Source organism: Adlercreutzia mucosicola DSM 19490 (assembly GCF_000422625.1).
Classification (GTDB): domain Bacteria; phylum Actinomycetota; class Coriobacteriia; order Coriobacteriales; family Eggerthellaceae; genus Adlercreutzia; species Adlercreutzia mucosicola.
Window position 1 is genome coordinate 100,103 of sequence record NZ_AUGK01000008.1, and the last position, 19,979, is coordinate 120,081.

General features: G+C 64.0%; 8 protein-coding genes (1 of these 8 cut by a window edge). 3 read left to right on the top strand and 5 right to left on the bottom strand.

Annotated elements, in window-relative coordinates; all coding sequences use genetic code 11:
* Together G503_RS14015 and nhaA are read right to left on the bottom strand one after the other, a co-directional pair.
* On the bottom strand, positions 1-11,750 hold the start of the coding sequence (locus G503_RS14015) for an InlB B-repeat-containing protein (protein WP_035022043.1). Its footprint begins 23,176 nt before the window's first position; only the first 11,750 of its 34,926 coding nucleotides appear in the window; the start codon lies at positions 11,748-11,750; its stop codon lies beyond the left edge, outside the window.
* Between the two features lie 419 nt (positions 11,751-12,169).
* The gene (gene nhaA, locus G503_RS14020) at positions 12,170-13,783 is read right to left on the bottom strand and encodes a Na+/H+ antiporter NhaA (RefSeq protein ID WP_084636321.1); all 1,614 of its coding nucleotides are present in this window, start codon (positions 13,781-13,783) and stop codon (positions 12,170-12,172) included.
* 230 nt (positions 13,784-14,013) lie between these two features.
* On the opposite strand from nhaA, the gene hpf reads away from it, so the two are divergent.
* Together hpf and G503_RS0106040 are read left to right on the top strand one after the other, a co-directional pair.
* Entirely contained in the window at positions 14,014-14,598 is a 585-nt protein-coding gene (hpf, locus tag G503_RS0106035) for a ribosome hibernation-promoting factor, HPF/YfiA family (protein WP_028026869.1), read from the top strand.
* A gap of 3 nt (positions 14,599-14,601) precedes the next feature.
* Positions 14,602-14,820 carry an acyl carrier protein gene (locus G503_RS0106040; RefSeq protein WP_028026870.1) on the top strand — a complete coding sequence of 73 codons (219 nt, stop codon included), beginning with the start codon at positions 14,602-14,604 and terminating at the stop codon, positions 14,818-14,820.
* A 470-nt stretch (positions 14,821-15,290) separates the two neighbouring features.
* On the opposite strand, the gene G503_RS0106045 is transcribed toward G503_RS0106040, so the two are convergent.
* Complete coding sequence (locus G503_RS0106045) at positions 15,291-16,685, bottom strand: bifunctional folylpolyglutamate synthase/dihydrofolate synthase (RefSeq protein ID WP_028026871.1); 1,395 nt, start codon at positions 16,683-16,685, stop codon at positions 15,291-15,293.
* Between the two features lie 157 nt (positions 16,686-16,842).
* Here G503_RS0106045 and G503_RS0106050 point away from each other — a divergent pair, with 157 nt between their 5' ends.
* A complete protein-coding gene (locus tag G503_RS0106050) occupies positions 16,843-17,769 on the top strand; it encodes a magnesium transporter CorA family protein (protein ID WP_084636322.1) in 927 nt (308 codons plus the stop codon).
* Between the two features lie 88 nt (positions 17,770-17,857).
* Here the strand turns inward: G503_RS0106050 and G503_RS0106055 are convergent, their stop codons facing one another.
* Both G503_RS0106055 and alr read right to left on the bottom strand, forming a co-directional pair.
* Positions 17,858-18,424, bottom strand: a complete 567-nt coding sequence (locus G503_RS0106055) for a uracil-DNA glycosylase (protein WP_035022049.1) — start codon at positions 18,422-18,424, stop codon at positions 17,858-17,860.
* A gap of 52 nt (positions 18,425-18,476) precedes the next feature.
* Positions 18,477-19,898, bottom strand: coding sequence for an alanine racemase (alr, locus tag G503_RS0106060; protein WP_028026874.1), 1,422 nt, complete (start codon positions 19,896-19,898; stop codon positions 18,477-18,479).
* Positions 19,899-19,979 lie beyond the last annotated feature (81 nt).

A 19,979-nucleotide genomic window follows, 5' to 3' on the forward strand; every position in this document is an offset into this window, starting at 1 on the left:
GCGAAGGCGTAGTTGTAGGCGTTGCCGCGCGTGCCGGTGGGATCGCCCGACAGGAACTGGTTGGAATCCAGCATGGTGTCCTGACGGCGACGGTTCGCGTTGGGCGAATCGTACTCGATGGACAGCGTGGAGATGCGGGTGTTCACATAAGTGCGGTTCACCGTGGCGATGTCGGCGGCAAAGCCGGGCATCAGATTGGTGGCCGACACGGCGGTGTAGGTGGAGGGACGAATGCCCTCGGCGCCATTGGTGGCGGCGTACAGGCGGAACTGCTCGCGCAGGTAGGCCTCGATGTCGATGGAGTAGCAGCCGGCATAGGTGCCGTCGGTCAGACGATCCTTCGACACGATGCCGCGGTCCTTCAGCTGCTGCCACGTGAGGTAGGTGCCCGGGTGCAGGCCGTTCTGAATGAGCCACGCCTTCTTGTCGGCGTCGTACTGCAGTTTGATCTGCACCGATCCATAGGAGAAGGTGAACGACTTTACCCGCAGCCAGTCGGTGTTGTCCTCGGATGTCAGAACCGGTTTGTTCCCCGCGCCCAAAACAGGATTGCCCTCGGCGTCCACCTGGGCCTTCTTGGTCCATTCGGGAGTGTCGGGCAGAAGCTCGGAGGGGATGTACACCTTCTGCATGCGGAAGTTCGCGTTGGTGGTGGCCGTCAGCGTGGCATGATTGATGTGCGAGGCGCGCAGACGGTTCTCCTGGTTGGTGGGCGTGCCGTCGGCGTAGTTCTGGAAACGGGCCTCGAACGAGCCGAATGCCGGCGTGAGGTTGTCCCCCGCCGCGAAATAGGGCATGTTGCCCACACTGGAATTGTCGTGCTCGCGCTGGAGGCTGAAGTGGTAGCCGAAGGGGATGAGGTAGCCCATCAGGTAAGCCGAGTCGGTATCCACGTACTGACTGTTGTAGCTGTCGTTGGGGTTCAGCGTGCCGAACCACGAGCCGTTCGGATCGGGCGTGAGGCTGTCGGGATTGCCGAAGCCCTGTCCCGTACCCTCGGCCACCTCGCTCTTGTAACGGCGGGAGAACACGCGGGAGTAGTTCGTAGAGTCGTCCAGCGTGGTGGCCTTCTGGTTCAGGAAGGTGTAGGGGCGGCCGTACACCTGCACGTCGATGTCGCCGAAATTCTTGTTGTACTCAGCTCCGTGGTGGCGCCCCACCTCCTGGGCATAGTCGCCCTCGCCGCCGAAGTTGCGCATCACGATGTCGTAGCTGACCACGAACTCGTTCTCATCCAGCGAAAGCGTGGCCACCGGGTCGCCCGCAGTGAGAGCATTCTGGATCTGGATGGCCTTGTCCTCGTTCGGGCGCTCGAAGTACACGTAGGCGCTCTTGCCCGATACCAGGCTCATGGCATCGCGCTTGATAACGGCATAGCGCTCGGTGGTGCTGCCGTCAGCGGCATATTTGCGCAGGCGGAACTTGATATAGGACACGCGACTGAGCACATCATCGCCGCCCTTGTTCACCAGGCACAGGCCCGTGGACAAAAAGCCGTAGTATTCCAGATCGGGGTCGGGCTGGCATACCGGCATGTCGTCGCGCAGCACGATCTCGTCCGAGAAGCTCACCTTGCCGTTCCAGTTGTTCCAATCCCAGCTGCCATAGCGGCGCTGCAGCGAGACCGAGTAGTGCTGGTCGCTCGCGAACTTGATCTCGGTGGAGCCGTTGAAGCCAGCGATGCCATCGCGACCGTTCTCCCAGCTGTTCAGATGGCCCTTGCGGGTGTAGGCGCCCGTCTCGATGACGTTGGCCCGGGCCGACGTGCGCAAATGACGCATTTTGTTGGGCTGGTGGGCGTGGCCGTTGTAGCCCGTCTGCACGTAATCCTGGTACGAGAACACCGAGCGGAAAGCGTTGCCGGCGTTGCGCAGGCCGTCGTCGTAGCGCACCACGGCCTTATGCCCCGTGCGCTCGGCGCCATTGCCCGTGTCGCCACCCAAGGTCATGCGTACCTCAGTGGTGGAGTACACCTCCGATTTCACCTGGTAGAAGCGGCCCGTCACTTCGAAGGCATCATTGTTCAGCGTGTTGTACAGGAACCAGGTGCCGAAGTCGGGCTGGTTGGCGTAGCGCTTCGTGTCGTCGGTGTACTGGGGCTGGTTGATGGCCACGCGGTACACGATCTGCGTCACGCGGTCGGCCAACGCCGGGTCTCCCCCGTTCTCGTAGGCGGTGAAGGGGTGTTTGTAGAAGTTCTTCTCGTCGGCCGAGAAGTCGGCCACGTGCTTACCGGAACCGTCCTTCGCCAGCAGGTTCAGGCGCAGGTACTTCCTGTTGTCGGTGCCCATGGCCACCGAGTTCAGGCCCGCCGCATCCAGGGCGGCCTTGTCCACCGTGAAGCTAGAGCCATCGCCGTACTTCACCGTAATGGAGCGCATGTAGGGCAGTGCCTGGGCGCGCACGCGCACGTAGTAGGCGTCGAAGGCGTTGTGGTCCAGGTTCTGGATGAACTCCACCTCGGCAGCGGAGTTGTAGGTGCGGCCGTCGATGGTGTGGTAGCGATTCGTGTACAAATCGTCAGCCGGATCGTTGTAGTACTGGGCCCACTGCTGCTCGTAGTGGCAGTCGGATTCCACGTCGATGGCACCGCGGCCGTCGGCATTGCCGCTGTTGCGCTTCTGGCGCAAATCGAGCGTGTAGGAGCCCAGGGCCTTGTAGCCGATTTCCAGGTGGTTGTCGCGCTCGGTGCCGCCCCAGCCCCAATAGGAGTTGTAGTAGTTGTGGTTGGCATCGGTGGTGTAGGCCCACTGCTCGAAACGGTTGATCTTGTCGCCGTTGTTGTTATAGCCCACCCGGGTGTTGGCATCGAAGTACATCTTCGACATCAGCACCTCGGCGTTGTCGTGGCGCGTGGTGCGATAATAGTAGCCGTCGTCCTTCAGAGCGTGCTCGCGGATGTTGTTCAGATACACCGTGGTGGTACCGTCCAGCACGGTGTAGTGGGTGCCCAGGGCGCGATCGCTGTAGCCCTCGAAGCCCACGGTTTGGGCGCCGGAGGCCACCCCGTTGTACTTCATGTCGCGCCAATCGTACAGCGTCAGGTTTTTCAGATTGTCGATGCCCAGGTAGATGAGGTTTTCCTCGGTCAGCACGAAGTTGCCGTCATCGGCTACGGGGAAGAAGTCGGGGCCCGAGGCGGTGGGGTGGGTAGCCGGCGGCTGGATCATCACCGGGTTGCCGTCGGCATCCAGCACCGGATTGCCGTCCTCGTCCTTCTCTTCCACCTGAGGCGGCAAGGGCGCCGTCAAACGGTCGATGGCCTTGTCGGACTTCTTGAAGCCCACCAGCTCGTCGTTCAGGTACACGGGCCACAGCGTGGCCTTCAAGCTCGTGGCCGTATCGGCATCGCAGGCGCCGTACAGCTGCAACCGGCCCACGTTCTCCCACTGACTCAGGTAAGCGGCGGCAATGGTGATTTTCGTAGTGTGGAAGCCCGTCCACGCCGAACCCGTAGGCGTCACGCTGTCGGGTCCCTGTACGATGCCCGTCTCATAGCCGAGCCCTATATTCAACGACACGTCGGCTCCATCGATGTAGGACACCGCATCGGTGTTCCACAGCTGAGCCCACACCGTGAAGTCGCGGTCGTAGGGCACCGCCATGGTTTCGGCCGAGTCGTCGGAATTGCCATCTTTTCCATAGGCGCCCGTTGGCATATCGACGTACTTCTCGTGCACGCGGATGTCCAGATACGGACGTGGGGTGCTCAGCGAAGCCGTGCGCGAGCTGACATCCTGGCCGTAACGGCCCGTATTGCCGGGCGAGGCGGGAATGGCGCCGGTCTGGGCAGCCGTCATGATGGCGCTCAGCAGCACGGTGTTGTTGTAGTTGTTCCACCAGTCCGACTTGCCGCGGAACTGGGCCTCCAACGTCTTGCCCTCGTAGGCCGGGTCGATGGTGTCGTATTCCACCACCACCTTGCGCAGGTACTTGTCCTTCTCGGCGGCAAACACGCCCGTGGTCATGTCAAAGATGAACGGGTCGCCATCGGCAGCCTGGTAGTCGCGCAGGTTGGCCTGCAGGTCGGCCAAGGTGATGAGGACCGGTGTTTCCAGCGCACCCGTGACCGGGCTCTGAAAGTAGAACTGAATCTCCTTCAGGGCACTGGTGCCAGCGGCCGTGCCATGACGCTGCAAGCCCAGCTCCAGCAGATCGGCGCCCAGGGTGAAGGTGCGCGTCTTGAAGCCGTAGTTGCCCGGAACCGGAGCAGTGGCATCCAGCTTGTTGCTCACCTGAGTGAGGTCGTAGGTGATGCGATTCGTATCGGAACGGGAATCGGTGGCATTTTTCGCCACGAATTCATACCCCACACCATCGGCATAGTGGGCCACCGTGACCGTGGTGCCTGTGGGAACCCCGTTGGCATCGAGCGCGCCCCTGTTATCAGCGGGCGTTACCGGACGCTCGGCCGCCGGCTTATAGGCATTACCCCTCGTGGACCAGTCGAACCAGCCGATGTAGTTGCGCACCGTGTAGTTCCGCGTAATGGTGTTGGTGCCATCGGGCTTGTTGTAGCGATTGTCCAGGGGCCCGAACTTGCCCATGCCCGAAGTAAAGCGGTACTGGTACATGGTGTCGTCGGGATGCCACGTCGTCTTGTTGCCCCACTTATCGTAAGACCACCAGCCCGAGTAATTGTTCAAGCCGTTCCCATGGGTCTCCATCATGCCGTAAACATAGGCGGTCAGCATCCGATCGCCCGTCACATAGCCGTTGAACAGGGCGTAGCGCAAACGCACCGTCTTGGCGGAGGCCACAGCGTTGCCGGCGGGGTCGGTACCGTGCAGCGGCAGGCGCAGCACGCCGCCGGCATCGATATAGCCCGCCAAGTCATCCATGGTGAATACGTGCTTGGTCACCCCGTCGGCTTCGATAATGTCGATGCCGTCGAAGTCGCCCGAGGTGTGATGCCAGGCATTGGGCGCGATCGGGTCATCGGGCGCCGACTGGGTGAAGCCCTCGATAACCAACTCCGTGCCCATGAAGCCATCCACATCGCGGTAGGGGCTCTGGGCCACGTTGGATGCGGCCTGCTCGTTCACCGACAAGTCGTAATACACGTTCGAAGCCGAGCTCTCGGCAGTGTTGGTCAGGGTGTAGCAGAACCATGCCCGCTCGCGGTCGGGGTTCTCGCCCCAGCGGTACGGCGTGGGGGTAGCCGACTGGTAGGGATAGGATCCGCCCACCGGCGCGCCCGTCTCCTTCACGCCCGAGTTGTACACCGTGCCGTCCTTCGACCAGCCGGCCGTCACGGCAATGGCGGGCTCGATGGTGCTGGCCGAAAGAGTGGCGCTCCCCCTCCCCTCCTTGTCGCGGGAATTAGTCGCGCCCTGGTCGCCTTCATGGCGCGTGAACAGCTTGCCTTCCACCGTCACGTTGTTTAACTGGGAAGGGGCGCCGTACAACAGCACGTAGGCATCGCCGGCCCCCGGCGTGGCCAAGGCCCTCACATTGGCCTCGAAGCGGTCGAAGTCCACCTCCACCCGCTGAAGATAGGCGTCGCCCCACAGGCCGACAGGCAAGATCACCGCGCCCACGGCATCGGCTCCGTACTGGGCTGCTTCAGCCGATCCGGCCTTCACGCGATAGCGCTCCAAATCGGCCGCCGCCAGCACCACCGGATCAGTGGCGCCCAAAGCGTACAGGCGCACCTCGGTCACTTGAGCCACATCGAACAGGTGGGCGCCCAGCACCACCTTCTCGGTTTGAAAGCCGCGGTTCTCCACCACGGTGTTGCCCGCACCGTCGGTGGTCGACACCTGATCCACGGGAATGTTGCCCGTAGCGAAGGTGCCCGGCTGCAGCAGGGACGCCGAGTCGTTGCTGAGACCGAAGAAGTAGCCCGAGCGCTTCACCAGCAAAGGCGCGGTCTGGGTGCCGCCCTTGGCCGAGAACACGCCGGCCTTGCCGCGATCGAAGGCGTAGGCGCTCACCACGGGGTTGCCGTTCTGGGGCAACAGGATGGCCTGGCAGGGCGAGCCGGGCACCGCGGCACCCGTCATGTCAGTGCCCACGGAGTGCACCTCCATGCTCGGGTCCCCATACTGCGACTCCAGCGTGCCCGTTACCGAAAGCTTGCTGGCCAGCCACGTGGTGGTGCCAAAGATGCGCACCAGCGCGCCAGAACCCGCCGGGTTGCCGGCGGCAACGTTGTTCTTGAAGTAGTCGAACTTCACCTCAACGGTGCTGAAGTAGTTCTTGCCCCACTTATCCGGCGTCAGCACCGCGTTGCCGTCAGCATCCAGAAGCCCCGCAAGGGCCGCACCCTTGAAGCTGTAGGTTTTGGGCTGATCGTCGGCATCCAGCGCCGTGACGATGATCTCGGTCACCGTGGCCGGGTCGGCATCGGTGCGCTTGGTGGCATCGAAGAGAGCCTTAGAGATGGTCACCGCCGAGGTATCGAAGCCGCGACGCACCCCCGGATCGGCGTCGGTGGCACCGTAGCGCTCCAGGGGCATGGCGCTGGTGACGAAGTGGCCCGGCTGCAGCGGCGTGGGGCTGCTGTTGCCCAAATGGAAGGCAAAGCCCGACGTGGCAGCCCCCAGGGCCGAGGCGCGCCCCTGGTTCCAGCTGCCATAGGTGCACGCGGTAGTGGGCGTGCCCGTGAAGCCGGCGGCGTATACGATAGGCTTGGCCGGGTTCACGTTCAGCGACGCATGGGACTTGCTGGACAGCTGGGCGCTCACGCCGTCGTAGGCCGTGGAGAACGTGCCCTCCACCTTGTACGTGCCCGTGTAGGTCGTATGGCCCAGCAGTGCTACGAAGCAGCCGCCGTTCGGCGTCGGCACACTTACGGCACCATCGAACGTGTCGAAGTCGATGGACAGCGAGCGCACGTAGGCCGCGCCCAGGCGGCTGCGCAGAGCGTCCTGGGGAATGAGGATGCTGCCCGCCGGCACATCCACGCCGTGAACCGCAGGGGCGGCCACCGCGTAGCTCTGCAAGTCGGCCAGCGTGAACGTCTGCTTGGCGTTCTCGGGATAATAGGTGCCCGGCGAGGCGGGGCTGCCCGAGGGGTTCGGATCGATATAGTCCACCGTAACGCTCTTGATGTTGGAGTGGTCCAGCAGGTCCTTCGAGAGCACGATGTACTTCGTCTCGTAGCCGCGCAGCATGTAGCGGTTGTTCTCCGTATCCTTCTTCTTGTCCACATAGGGAATGACGGTGGTGGAGAACACGCCCGGCTCTACCCGCGAGGCGGAGGCGTTCGACAGATGGAACGCGAAACCCGAGCGAATCTGGCCCATGGGGGCGTCCACAACGCCGTCCCGGGCCCCCCAGGTGATGGTGCCGTCATCGCGGCGATCGTAGGGGTAGGCATCCACCCGCGGGGCCACGGCGCTTTCGGGCAGCAGGTTCGCCGAAGAGGCGTCGGAGGTGTACTTTGCAGTGGAGTAGTAGCCGCCCTGGTCGCCGATGGGCACCACCCACTGCTTGCGGCCGAAGTCGGTCTTGATAGTATTGGTGAAGCGGCCGCCCGAGCCATCGGAGGCCGGAGCGCGCATAATACCGGAGATGGTGATGTCCAAAGGCAGGGTGCTGTTCTTGGCCAGTTCCTTGGCCAGCGGGAAGCGCATGTTGCCCGTCCACACGAAACCGGTAGAGCCGGTTACCGTGCTGTTTCGGGGCTTGGCCTTCACGCCCTGGGCCTCAAGCAAACTGGCAATGCCGTCGGCCGAAGTGACGCCGCCCACCCGATAGATATCGTAGTCGGCATCGTTCGGGTCGGGGCCCACCAGCACCGGAGCCGTGCTCAAATTCACCCAACTGGTCGGCGCCGTGGAGGAGGCGGCCGAGCGCACCTCGAACTGCACGCCGTTGGCCGTATAGGGCTTGCCCGCCTCATCGGTACCCTGCAGGAAGAGGTAATCGTCCAGATCGTTGAGGATCTCCCGCTCGGTGCCATCGGGCAGCTTCAGCACCTGCTTCACGCGCTTCATGCGAAACTCGATGTTCACCAGCTCGTAGTTGCTGGGCATGTCGTCGTTGATGACGGCACCGTAGGGCAAGGTGAGGTCGTTGCCCGACACCGGCATATTGCCCGTGGCCTTAATATCCTGGATGCGGTACTTCGACAGGTAGCCCAAGCGGTCGCGCGCATCCGAGCGGCCGTCGCGATAGGTGTTCGACAAACGATCGAAGGCGGTCTTGGTGTGCTGCAGTCCGTTTTTCGCCTCGGAGAACGAGTCGCTGTTGGAAAGTGTCTTCGACCACGAGTAGTCCTCGTCGTAATGGGCCTTCTTGCCAAAGTAGGCCACCGAGTTGGTGTCCAGAGACACATTAGGGTACACCTTCACGCCGTTCATAGTGAAGGGCGTGAAGTTGTTGGTATAGGGCAGCGCCAGCAAAAACACGCGGTTGTTGGGTGCGTCGGGATTGCCATCGGTCTTAGGTACCAGGGTGCCGCCCTCATCGCGAGTGACCACGAAGGTGATCTGCGCGTCCATGCCACCGGTCTGGTAGCTGACGGGCCGCATGAGCGGGTTGCCGGCTTTGTCGGTCAGCGAGGTGAACTCGTTGATGTTCGAGAACTTATCCAAATCCAGCTGATCCCAGATGGTGTCGTCCAGGGCCGTCACGTCATAGATGAGCACGCCGCCCTCGTTGGGCTTGCCCTGCAGACGGTAGGGCTTGCCGGTCTTGTCGTCGATAGCACTGGGGTTTTCCTGATGTGCCGCGGGCACCGGGCGGCCATCCTCGGTCCAGGCCATAATCTCCTCGGGCCGCATACCGCCCCCGCCGTAGCTCTCGCCGGTCATGCGGAAGGTGTAGCCCAAGTCGTCGATGATGGTATCGGCGTCGGCGGACAGGTTCTTCGTCTCGATGCGGTACACCATGTAGTTGTACTTGTCCCACATGGCCGGCGACCACTTGTTGGTCACTGTGGTGTTCCATTCAAGATTCGTCTTGATGAAGGTGATGGTGCGGGCCTGGGTGGCGCCGTCGTCCATATTGCCGGGCTCGACGTCCTTGCGGCATGTATATTCGGTGGACATGTCGTTGTAGACATAGTTCGAGCCGCCCACCTGCACCGAGGCGCCGGTGTTCTCGGGAATGTCGCCGATGAACTTCACCTGGAACTCGGGGCGCTTGAAGTTCAGGCCCATCTCGCCGCGGCCGTTAGACCCGCGATAGCTCAGCGTGAAGGTGCCGGTGAAACCATCGGGATAGTAGGCGCTGTTATTCCAGTTCTGCGCCGTAATGCGACGGTTGCGGTCGTCGACGATGTCCCATTCCTTGAAGATGTTGGAGTCGGGCACCAGCACCAGGCGCATCGAGTTGTAGTTGCCCACCGGTCCGTTCACGGGATTGTTCATGTACTGGCGGCGGATCTCCTCATAGGTGTAGGCCGGCATGATGGCGCCGGTGGCCTGCTCTTTATATAAGTAGGGAATGGTCACCTTGAACGAGGTCTTCTGCAGCATGCTGCCCACCCAGCCCTGCTGGAAGCCGAAGGTCATGTTCAGGTTCATGCGGGTAAGATCGGTAGACTTCACCAGGTAGGCCAGCTCGCCTTTGGACGTGTCGGCGCCGGGCACCAGCTCGTTTTCCGACAGCAGCAGCGGATGCGGGTTGATCACCGTGTCCGGCGACACGTTGGAGCGCGCCGTGGCGTACAGCGGCATATCGGCGAACAGGCGCATTGCGGGAGCAAGGCCGGTCGCATTGTCGGCGGTAGCATCCTGCCCAGCGGCATTGTCGGCCTCGGTCCCCTCATCGGCACCATCGGAATCGTCCCCGTCGTCATCCCCGTCGCCGTCTCCATCGGATTCGCCCTTGCCGTCGCCCTCGGAATCATCGGGCCCGGCGGGCGGGACGACGTCGGCGCTCTCGCTCACGGGAACGAAGCGGCTCTTCAGGTTCACCACGTTGGCGTGGTACACGCTGGCGCCTTCCTCCTCGGCCAGGACCTGCAGGCGCAAATCGGCGCACACCTCGGCGTAGGTGACGGGGGCTTGGGGATCCTCGTCGGTGGGGCCGGACTCCACCACCAGCGCGTCCTCGTCGTAGGGCACCGCCACATACAGCTTGCGCGTGCTGCCTGGTTCGATAACGCCCTCATCGCCCTCGCAACGCACGCTGATGGTCCCGTCGGGTATCACCGTATAGCTAAGCGGCGCCAGATCCAGCGCCTCCAGCGTGGCCACATCGGCCGGATCGATAGATGCCAGCTGCTCGCTGGTAAGACCGGTAACGTCCAGCACCACCGCGCCGCCCATGCCGGGCACACCGACGAACTCGCAATCGGCCAGGGCATCCACGTCGGTGATCACCGCGCCCTCGCCATCTTGATTGGCCACCCAGCCCTCGGGAGCCTCTTCGCCATCGGCGGGCAGCCGGTAGGCCGCCAGCTCGGACAGCGGCACGCCGCCTTTGCCCTGCCAGTCGGCAGGCCAGGCAGCCGTCAGCATGAAGGACGAGGCCGGCTCGGAATCGGCGGGCACCGTAAAGGCCGCCAGGGTCTTGTTCCAACCACGGCCGCGGCCGTCCATTTGAGGCATCTGAAGCGTGCCCACAGTGCGGGCATCCAGCGTGGCTCCTGTGGTTCCGGCGCTGTTCGCCACGGTAATAGAACCGATGGCGCTGCGCAGTACGCGAGCTGTGGACACATCCGGCTCGCCCGTGGCGGGGTTCACCGCCGGCGAGGTGTAGCTGTGGAACTCGTAACCGAAGCGCACGGCCGCCGAGGCATCTTGGGGCACCGAGCCTGCGAATCCCAGCGTAAATGACGGAGCCAGGGCATCGGCTGCCAGCTGCAGGTTGCCGTCGACGCCTTCGTAACGCAGCACCACGTGTCCGCTCACGCCCGCCTGCAGATCCTCCTGGCTAATCTTGCGGTAGGCACCGGCATGCTCTTGCCACACCGACCACTGAGCCGGCACGTCATCGGCGAACAGCGCCACGCGGGGAGCCTTCAGCTGGGCCTCGTCATCGGGGAGGCTCGCCAGCGCGCGCTCGATCAAGGCGGTGGCATCATCGGCGGTATCCGGGTCGCTGGCCTCCAATCGGGCCAGGGCCGTCTGGGCGCGCCACTCCTCTTCCGACAGCGTAGCGCCCACGGCCTCGCCCGCCTGATACAGATAGGGCAGCTCCAAGGTCAGCACCACGGGATCGTTCGCATCGGAGCCGCCGATGTGGCCGCCGGCCAAAGTCAGACCCAAGTTACCCAGATCATAGCGCACGCGCAGCTTTCGATCTTGCAACTGATAGCCCACTGTGCTGTTCAAAGGCGCGCCCCATGCCACCAGAGCCGGGCTGATGCGGGAGGCGATGTCGTCGGGATCGGAGAAATCCCCGGCCGCACTGGGCAGCACCTCATCGGCCGCGGTCAGCCCCTCAGGCGCCAGGTCCGCAAGGTCGCTGGCGGCCAGCTGCTTGCGAGCGGCATCCCATGCCGATGGGGCCGCCTCATCGGCCCCATCCGTCTCATCGACTTCGGCAGCTTCGTCGGCCTTGGGGGCATCGCTCGAATCTGCGGCATCGGCATCGTCGCCGGCAGGCTCAGGCGAGTTGTCGCTCTCGCCGTACAGAGCACGCTCGCCCAAGGGCAGCGCCGCGCTGGGGGACGCGGGAGCCGCCTGGGCATCGGTGATCAGCGGACTGAGGCTGGTGGTGTCGAACATGGTGACGGCCAGCAGCACCGCCATAACGGCGGACACTACCCGCACCCAGCGCTTCGTGCGAAACGAAGGCGGCACGGCCGTCGCCTCGGCCGGAGAGGTGCCAAGCTCTACAGGCGCGGACACCCCCCCCCATGAGCGATTTTCCTCGATGGCCAGCGTATGATCAGTCGTCCGTTTGTCCATGGTTGATCCCCAGATTCAATCCTTCGTTTATGCTTCGCCGAGTCCCCGTGCCGCAGCCTTCGCGCGCCTGAGTTCCCGCCTTTTCACAAGCGGGCACACGAAAATACGGCATAGGTACCCAATCCTGTTTATTCTAGAACGATAAGGGGCCAACTTCAACAAAACAGTTTCAATTCGTTAACTGTTTTGTTGCAAACCCATCATACTTTTACCAGGTAATATATCGATACATGATTAAAATCCGATCCAAGAGCGCCCCGACGCAACCCGTATAACAAAAGAAAAAGGACACGATTTCGCGTCCTTTTCGCTGATCAGAAAGATAATTGATAGGCCCCGCGCGGCGGCGGTCGCCCTCCCTACGGACGCGTGCCCGCCACATCCTCGGCCTCGGACGCGTCGGCCGCATCGGTCATCGCGCGGGCCGTCTCGTGCACGACGAACTCGGCGACCCCTCCCTCGGCCTCAAGCACCTCGCGCACATCATCCACGAGCTCATCGTCCCCCAGGCCGAGCACTACGTTGTCAGCCATATCGGCGGCTTCCTCGCCGGCGGTCTGGCGCACGACCTCATCCAAGGACGCCGACACGTAGGAAATCCCCTGGCGCTCGGCGGCCTTCGCCTGGATGAACAGGAACAGAAAGCCCACCACGCCGGCCAGAAGCGACGCAGACAGAATACCCACCTTCGCATCGGCGATGAGCAGCGCCTCGGGGAAGGCCAGGTTCGCCACGAAGATAGCCATGGTAAATCCCACGCCGCCCAAGATGCCGGCACCGGTCATATGCATCCAGTTCACGTTCTCGGGCAGGCTGGCAATTTTCAGCTTCACCGTGAGGAAGCTGAAGATCAGGATGCCGATGGGCTTGCCCAGAAGCAGGCCGAAGAACACCCCGTAGAACACCGGGCTCGAGATCATGGCCAGCACATCGCCGCTGAGGAAGTTGACATCGGCGTTGGTCAGGGCGAACAGCGGCAGCACGGCGAAGTACACCCAGGGGTACAGCATGTGCTCCAAGCGCGTCGCCGGTGGCACCACCTGCTTGGCCACCTTCGAGAGGCGCGAGACGGTGAACATGTAGTCCTTCTGCAGCACCACCGGCTCGGTCTCCACATAGGCCGCCCGGGCCTCGCGCACCCGGTCGCCCGACCAGGTCATGAACTCGTGCAGGTTCACGCGCGAGCCGGTGGGAATGGTGAAGGCCAAAAGCACGCCGGCGATGGTGGAGTGCACGCCGGACATGAACACGGCGAACCACAAGAGGCAGCCGATGAGCAGATAGGGCGCCAGCGAGTACACATGGGCCCGATTCAGCATCAGCAGCACCACCAACACGACCGCGGCCACGCCGAGCCACATCAGCGAGGGACTCTGGCCGTAGAAGATGGCGATGACCAGAATGGCGATGATATCGTCGGCCACGGCCAGCGTGGACAGGAACACGCGCACACCGTTGGGCACGCGGCTGCCCAAAAGCGCCATGATGCCCAAAGCGAAGGCGATATCGGTGGCCGTGGGCACGCCCCAGCCATGAGAGGTCTCGGGATTGGCCGCGTTGAAGATGGAGTAGATGACGATGGGGGCGAGCACGCCGCCGAAAGCCGCGATGATGGGCAGGGCCGCCTGGCGGATGTTCGTCAGCTCGCCGACGGTCATCTCGTATTTGATCTCCAAGCCCACCAGCAGGAAGAACACGGCCATGAAGATGTCGTTGATGATATGGCCCAGCGACATCTCGCCGACGAAGGCCCCCACGCCCACCACCACGTGGGTGTGCCAGAATTCCTCAAAGGGCTCGAAGGCCGGCGAGTTCGCGATGATAAGCGCCACGATGGCCGCCGCCAGCATGATGCCAGCCGCCTTCGTGGACGAGCTGGTGATCTGCACCACTTTCAGCCAGCGGCGCTGGTGGCCCTGGACTTCGTCGATGAAGATATGATGGGGATCGGGATTTTTTGCCGTCGGCTGCATGCCTGCTTCCTCGCTTCTCTACGCTCGCGCCTCTTGATTGCCCAGATAAGAAACCGTTATCTTGCAGCGATAAATTACTCCCTGAATATTAGCAGAATTGCGTTATGCTTGTTTCTCATGTTGATGAGTGGACATTCACGCTACATCAAACTGGTTCGCAGGGCGAACCGCGCGCTGCAGGCCGCCCGTCAACATGGAGGTATAAGTCCCGAGTAAAAGAGGTGAAAATCATGACGATCACCGTGTCCGGACGCAAAATGCCCGTCACCGACGCCCTTCGTCAGTACGCCGAGGAGAAGGTGGGCAACGCCATCAAGGCCGTGGACGCCGACGCCGTATCCACGGAAGTTGTCCTGTATACCGAGAAGAACCCGGCCAATCCGCTGCCGGCCATCTGCGAGGTCACCGTTCGCATCAAGGGCCACATCGTGCGTGTGGAGGAAAGCGAAGAGGATATGTACGCTGCCATCGACGTGGCCGCCGCCAAGGTCGCCCGTCAGCTGCGCAAGTACAAGACCCGCGTGCTGGACAAGAAGGTCCGCGCCACGGAGCGCATCGTCGATTTCGCCCACGAGGATGCCCATCCCGAGAGCGAGCTGGACCTCGACCGCCTCATGGACGAGCTGGCCGACGACGAGATCGTGCGCCGCAAGGAGACGGAGTTCACGCCCATGACCGAAGATGAGGCGCTCATCCAGATCGATCTTTTGGGCCACGACTTTTTCGCGTACACTGATCGTGACACCAACCTGGTGCATATTCTGTACCGCCGCGATGACGGCGGCTACGGCCTGCTCACGCAAAAGGAGGATTAGTTCATGGCAACTATCGACACCATCGCCGGCGTTCTCGAGAGCAATCTCGACATCGACCCCGCCACCGTCACCCCCGAGGCGACCTTCGAGTCCCTCGGCATCGACTCTCTGGACATGGTCGAGCTGATCTGCGATCTGGAGGAGGCCTGCGAGGTCGACTTCGGCGAGCCCGAGGGCCTCGTCACCGTGGGCGACCTCGTCACCTACATCGACTCCCTGTAAGTCGCCCGACTCCCAAGTCGCCAAGCGCCCCCGCAGCGAAAGCCGTGGGGGCGTTTTTTCTTGCGGCGGGCAACGGGGGGGGCTGCCCCACTCGGCAGCGGCCACCGCGAAGACCCACGCGCGCCACATCTACGCGAAGCTCGGCATCCACTCCCGCGCCGAGCCAGACGCCCTCGTTGACGCCCCCCAACCGCCCGGAAGGGCCGGCGGCCGCGCCTTCCGCAGCAGAGGGGCGCAGGCGACGCGCTTGCGGCCCTTCGGTCTCCCTTGGTTTCCCTATCCCCTCTTTTTGTGCAACAAACTCCGATAGGTAGACTGCCCCGAAAGCGCATTGCCCCGAGGAGGCCCTTTTCGAGCCCGAAATCGCTGGTTTTCGCGACAAAACGGGGCTTATCGCGCCTCGTGCCGACTGCCCCTGTCTACCTACTGGAGTTTGTTGCACAAAAACGGGGAATTCGGGCGCAAATCCCTCAGAGGTGCTCGAGTCGCAGGTCGGCTATGGCGTACAGGGTGCCGAAGGCGACGGCGACGCCCGACGCACCGGCCCGATCGCGGGCGCGGGCGAGGGCAGCTGCGGGATCGGGGGCGACTTCCGCCTCGATGCCGGCGTCGCGGGCGCAGGCGGCAAGATCGTCGGCAGGCAGAGCGCGGGGATTGGCAGGGGCGTAGGCGACCAGCGCCCGGGCCCAAGGAGCCACCGCGGCCACCATGGCCGGGTAGTCCTTGTCGGCCAGCACGCCCATGGCGAACACCACGCTCCCGCGACCGGTCGGACCCAGCCCATCGGCCAGGGAATCGGCCAGGGCCACGGCGCCCTGGGGGTTGTGACCGCCATCCACGATGGTCAGCGGCGAGGTACCCACCACTTCGAAGCGGCCGGGCCAACGCGCTGCGGCGATACCCTCTTTCAGGGACGCCTCGGAAATGGCCCAGCCCCGCTCGCGCAGCACGCCCACGGCCTCGATGGCCACGGCGGCGTTGGCCGGCTGGTAGCGGCCCAGCATCCGCGTCGCGAACGCCTCCCCCCGATAGGTGAAGCGGCGCACTGCCGTCAGCGCACCGGCAAACGCCCCGTCCGTCGACGTGCCCGCGACTTCGCCGGCCGCCGTCGCCGCCGCACCCTCTCCCGCAACTTCACCGGCCGCCGTCGCGCCGCCCCACGCCGCTCCCTCCAGCGGCCCCACTGCCAGCGCAGCGAAGTCGGGGGCCGCCAACGCGCAGCCGCGCTCGTCGGCCACAGCCCGAATCACCGCCATGGCCTCGGGTTCCTGGGGCCAGCTGACCACCGGCGCGCCCGCCTTCACAATGCCGGCCTTCTCCCCCGCGATGGCGGCCAAGGTGTCGCCCAGAAGATCGGTGTGGTCCAGCCCGATGCGGCAGATCACGCTCACCTCGGGCGCGTCGATGGCATTGGTGGCGTCCAAGCGGCCGCCCAAGCCCACCTCCATCACCACGATGTCGCAACCCGCGGCCCGGAAGTGCTCCAGGGCCACGGCGGCCATCAGCTCGAACTCGGTGGGATGATCCCCCGTCGCGGCCTCCATGGCCTCGGCCACAGGACGCACCACCTCCACAGCCCGCGCCAGCTCCTCGGCGCTGATGTTCACCCCGTTCACGCGGATGCGCTCCTCGAAGCAGTACACGAACGGGCTCGTGAACAGCCCCACGCGCAGCCCCGCCGCCTGCAGTACGCTGGCTAGATAGGCGCACGTGGAACCTTTCCCATTGGTGCCCGCCACATGCACGAAGCGCAGGTCGTCCTGGGGACGCCCCAGACGCTCCAGCAGATCGACCATGCGATCGAGTCCCAGGCGTGAAGCCTGCCAGCGGGGGGTGTTGATCCAAGCAACGGGGTCGAAGGCCATAAGACCGCCTTTCCATCGAGAACACGCGACCAGCGGCGCGGCCACGCGGCCGCACGGCACCGGGCCACAAACGGGTGACAGATGCCGCGGGCAAAATGCTCATTGCGCGGCTCATTCTATACTAGAGCGACAGCGGCATTAGTGCCGAGAGGAGGAAATGATGGCCATTGTCTACGAACTGAATCAACCCCACCCCCTCGACGCGCCCAGCACGCGCCCCGAGCCCAAGCCGCCGCTCGTGAAGGTGATCACCTCCCACGAATTCGACGCCCTGCCCAACATCTCCCAAGAGGGCCGCAACGGCCTGGCCGCCTTAGAACCGGCCGAGATGAACTTCGTGGAGCTGTACCCGGCCTTCATCATCGGATCCTTCGCCGTGCCCGACAAGGCCGACCCCACGGCCGACCCCGACCGCATGTCGTTCTATCTCGATGCCGACCGGCTCGTCTTCATCGACGACGGCACCGTGGCCACCGACATACTGCAGAAAGTGGCGGCAAGCGGCATCCTCACCAAGGCCACCACCTCGCATTGCCTCTATGCCCTCATGAAGACGCTCATCGCCGACGATTTCACCTGGTTCTCGCTGATGGAAGAGGGCATGGAAAAGGTGGAGGAGGCCATGCTCGACCACACCGAGAACGTGTCGTCCCAGACCATCATGGGCTACCGCCGCGCTGCCATGCGCATGGGCTCGTACTACCAGCAGATCGCCGTCATGGCCGACCTGATCGCCGACAACGAGAACAAGGTGATGAGCCGCGAGGAGGCGCGCGCCTTCAGCCACGTGGCCGCCCACGCAAACCACCTGGCCGACCGCGCCGAAGTGCTGCGCGAGTACAGCCTGCAGCTGCGCGAGCTGCACCAGACCCAGATCGACCTCAAGCAGAACTCCACCATGCAGATCCTCACCATCGCCACGGTGATGTTCGCGCCGCTCACCCTGGTCACCGGCTGGTTCGGCATGAACCTCACCGTGCTGCCGGGCCTCGATTGGCCCTACATGTCCATCACCATCATTGTGCTCGCGGCCCTGATGATCACGGCGATGATTCTGTTCTTCAAGCGGAAGAACTGGCTGTAGCATTGCGGCCGCCAGGCGTGGCGCGGCGCAGCGCTACCGCCCAAAGCCGGCTCGCGTGAGCGGGCCGACCGATGCCGGCCGCCGCCTTCTAACTCTTCAGCAGTTCCCCCAAAGTGGTGAAGTCGTTCTCCAGGGCCTCGCGCTTGCTGCCGTCGTAGAGCGCGGCGGCCGGATGGAAGATGGGGAACACCTTGAAGCGGCCGGCCCGCTGAAGCGTGCCATGAAGGCGGGTGATGCCCACGTCGGTCTTCAGGATGAACTTGGTGGCGAAGTTGCCCAGCGTGACGATAAACTCCGGATCGATGGTGCGCGTCTGCTCGCGCAGGTAGGGCGCGCAGGCCTGGATCTCCTCGGGACGGGGATCGCGGTTCGAAGGCGGTCGGCACTTCAGCACGTTGGCGATGAACACCTCGTCGCGCGCAAGCCCCGCGACGGCCAGCAGCTCATTGAGGTACTTGCCCGCCGCGCCTACGAAAGGCTCGCCCTGCAAGTCCTCGTTCTTGCCCGGTGCCTCCCCCACGATGAGCACCCGCGCCTCGGGGTTGCCCACGCCGAACACGGTCTGGGTGCGCCCCTCGCACAAAGGGCACCGATGGCACTCAGCCACCTCCGCGCGAATTGCTTTCAGGGGAATATGGGGCCGTTGTACGTTCATGATACGTCCTCTCTCACGGATTCGCCCAAGGAGATCGGCGAGGCCGAGGGGTTTATATGTACATTCGAGGCAGTCGCGAGCAGCCGAACCCGATGGCCACCTCGTGCTGGATGGTACCCAGAGTTTCGGCCATGGCGTCGATGGTGACGGCCGCCTCGCCCTGGGAGCCCACGACAACCACCTCGTCGCCGATCTGCGGATCCAAGTTGTGGCGCTGGCGCAGGTTCACCTCGAACATGCACTGGTCCATGCAGATGTTGCCCACCTGGTGGAAGCGCTTGCCCCCGAGCAACACGTCGGTACGCCCGGAAAGCCCGCGGCGCAGACCGTCGGCATACCCGATGGGCAGCGTGCACACCTTCACCGCCCCGGGGCTTCGGTAGTGCAGCCCGTAGCTGACCCCCTCGCCTACGGGCACCGTCTTCACCTCGGTGATGCGGGCCTTCACGGCCATGGCGGGCTTCAGATCGATGAGCGGATAGGCCTCGGGGCACGGGTAGAAGCCGTAGAGCGCGATGCCGAGGCGCACCATGTCCAGCTGCACCTCGGGATAGCGGATGGCCGCCGCCGAGTTCGCCGCGTGCACGATACCCGGATTCACCCCTGCGGCGCGCAGGGCGTTCACTGCTTCGGCGAAGCGCTTCACCTGGCGGTCGAAGTCGATGGTGCCGGGGCAGTCAGCCGTGGCGAAATGCGTGAACGTGCCCTGCAGGTCCAACGCGCGGTGGAACGAGATCTGCCGCGCGAATTCCACGACCTCGTCGTAGCGCACGCCGATGCGGTTCATGCCCGTGTTCACCTTCAGGTGGAAGGGGGCCGCAAGCCCGAAGGCATCGGCCGCCTCGGCGTAGCGGATGGCGAATTCGGCGGTGTAGATGGAGGGCATGATCTTGTAGGCCAGAAGCAGCGGAATGGCCGAGGCCGGCGGTTCGCCCAAGACGAGCACCGGGGCGTTCACATAGGCCTCGCGCAGGGCGATGGCCTCGTCCACCGTGGCCACACCGAGGTACTCCGCCCCCGAGTTCAGGGCCGTCTTGGCCACCTGCACGGCGCCGTGGCCGTAGGCGTCGGCCTTCACCACAGCCATGAGCCGACAGCCGGGATTCAGGCGGTGCTTCACCGTGGAGGCGTTGTGGCGGATGGCGTTCAGGTCGATCTCCACCCACGACCAGCGACGATCCACCTCGGGAATGCGGGCCAGCTTGTCGGGATCGAAGCGCGGCGGGGCGCCCGCCGGCGTGCCGGCCTCGGCGTACTGCAGAATGTCGGGGGCCACCGCCGAGCGCGCCGGCGCCGCGCGTCCCGTGAGCGCGCCGGCGGGCACGGGAGACCATCCGCCGGCCAGGGACTGCTCCTGCTTGCGCGCCGCAAAGGGCGTGTCGTCGTAGCGGGAGCTGCGCAGGGCATCGCCCGCCGACACGAAGTTGGGGTCGCGGCGGGAAAAACCCGTGAAACCGTTGGGAAGTTCTGCCATATTCGCTACCTTAGGTCGCTCGTCGTTTCGAACCACCAGTATAGCGCTTCTTGGGCCCCGCGACCGCCGCCGGCCATCATC

What these genes read in the sequence shown, in the direction of transcription:
- hpf (WP_028026869.1), top strand. Translation starts at nt 14,014, where the DNA reads ATGACGATCACCGTGTCCGGACGCAAAATGCCCGTCACCGACGCCCTT.
- G503_RS0106050 (WP_084636322.1), top strand. Translation starts at nt 16,843, where the DNA reads ATGATGGCCATTGTCTACGAACTGAATCAACCCCACCCCCTCGACGCG.
- G503_RS0106055 (WP_035022049.1), bottom strand. Translation starts at nt 18,424, where the DNA reads ATGAACGTACAACGGCCCCATATTCCCCTGAAAGCAATTCGCGCGGAG.
- alr (WP_028026874.1), bottom strand. Translation starts at nt 19,898, where the DNA reads ATGGCAGAACTTCCCAACGGTTTCACGGGTTTTTCCCGCCGCGACCCC.
- G503_RS0106045 (WP_028026871.1), bottom strand. Translation starts at nt 16,685, where the DNA reads ATGGCCTTCGACCCCGTTGCTTGGATCAACACCCCCCGCTGGCAGGCT.
- nhaA (WP_084636321.1), bottom strand. Translation starts at nt 13,783, where the DNA reads ATGCAGCCGACGGCAAAAAATCCCGATCCCCATCATATCTTCATCGAC.
- G503_RS0106040 (WP_028026870.1), top strand. Translation starts at nt 14,602, where the DNA reads ATGGCAACTATCGACACCATCGCCGGCGTTCTCGAGAGCAATCTCGAC.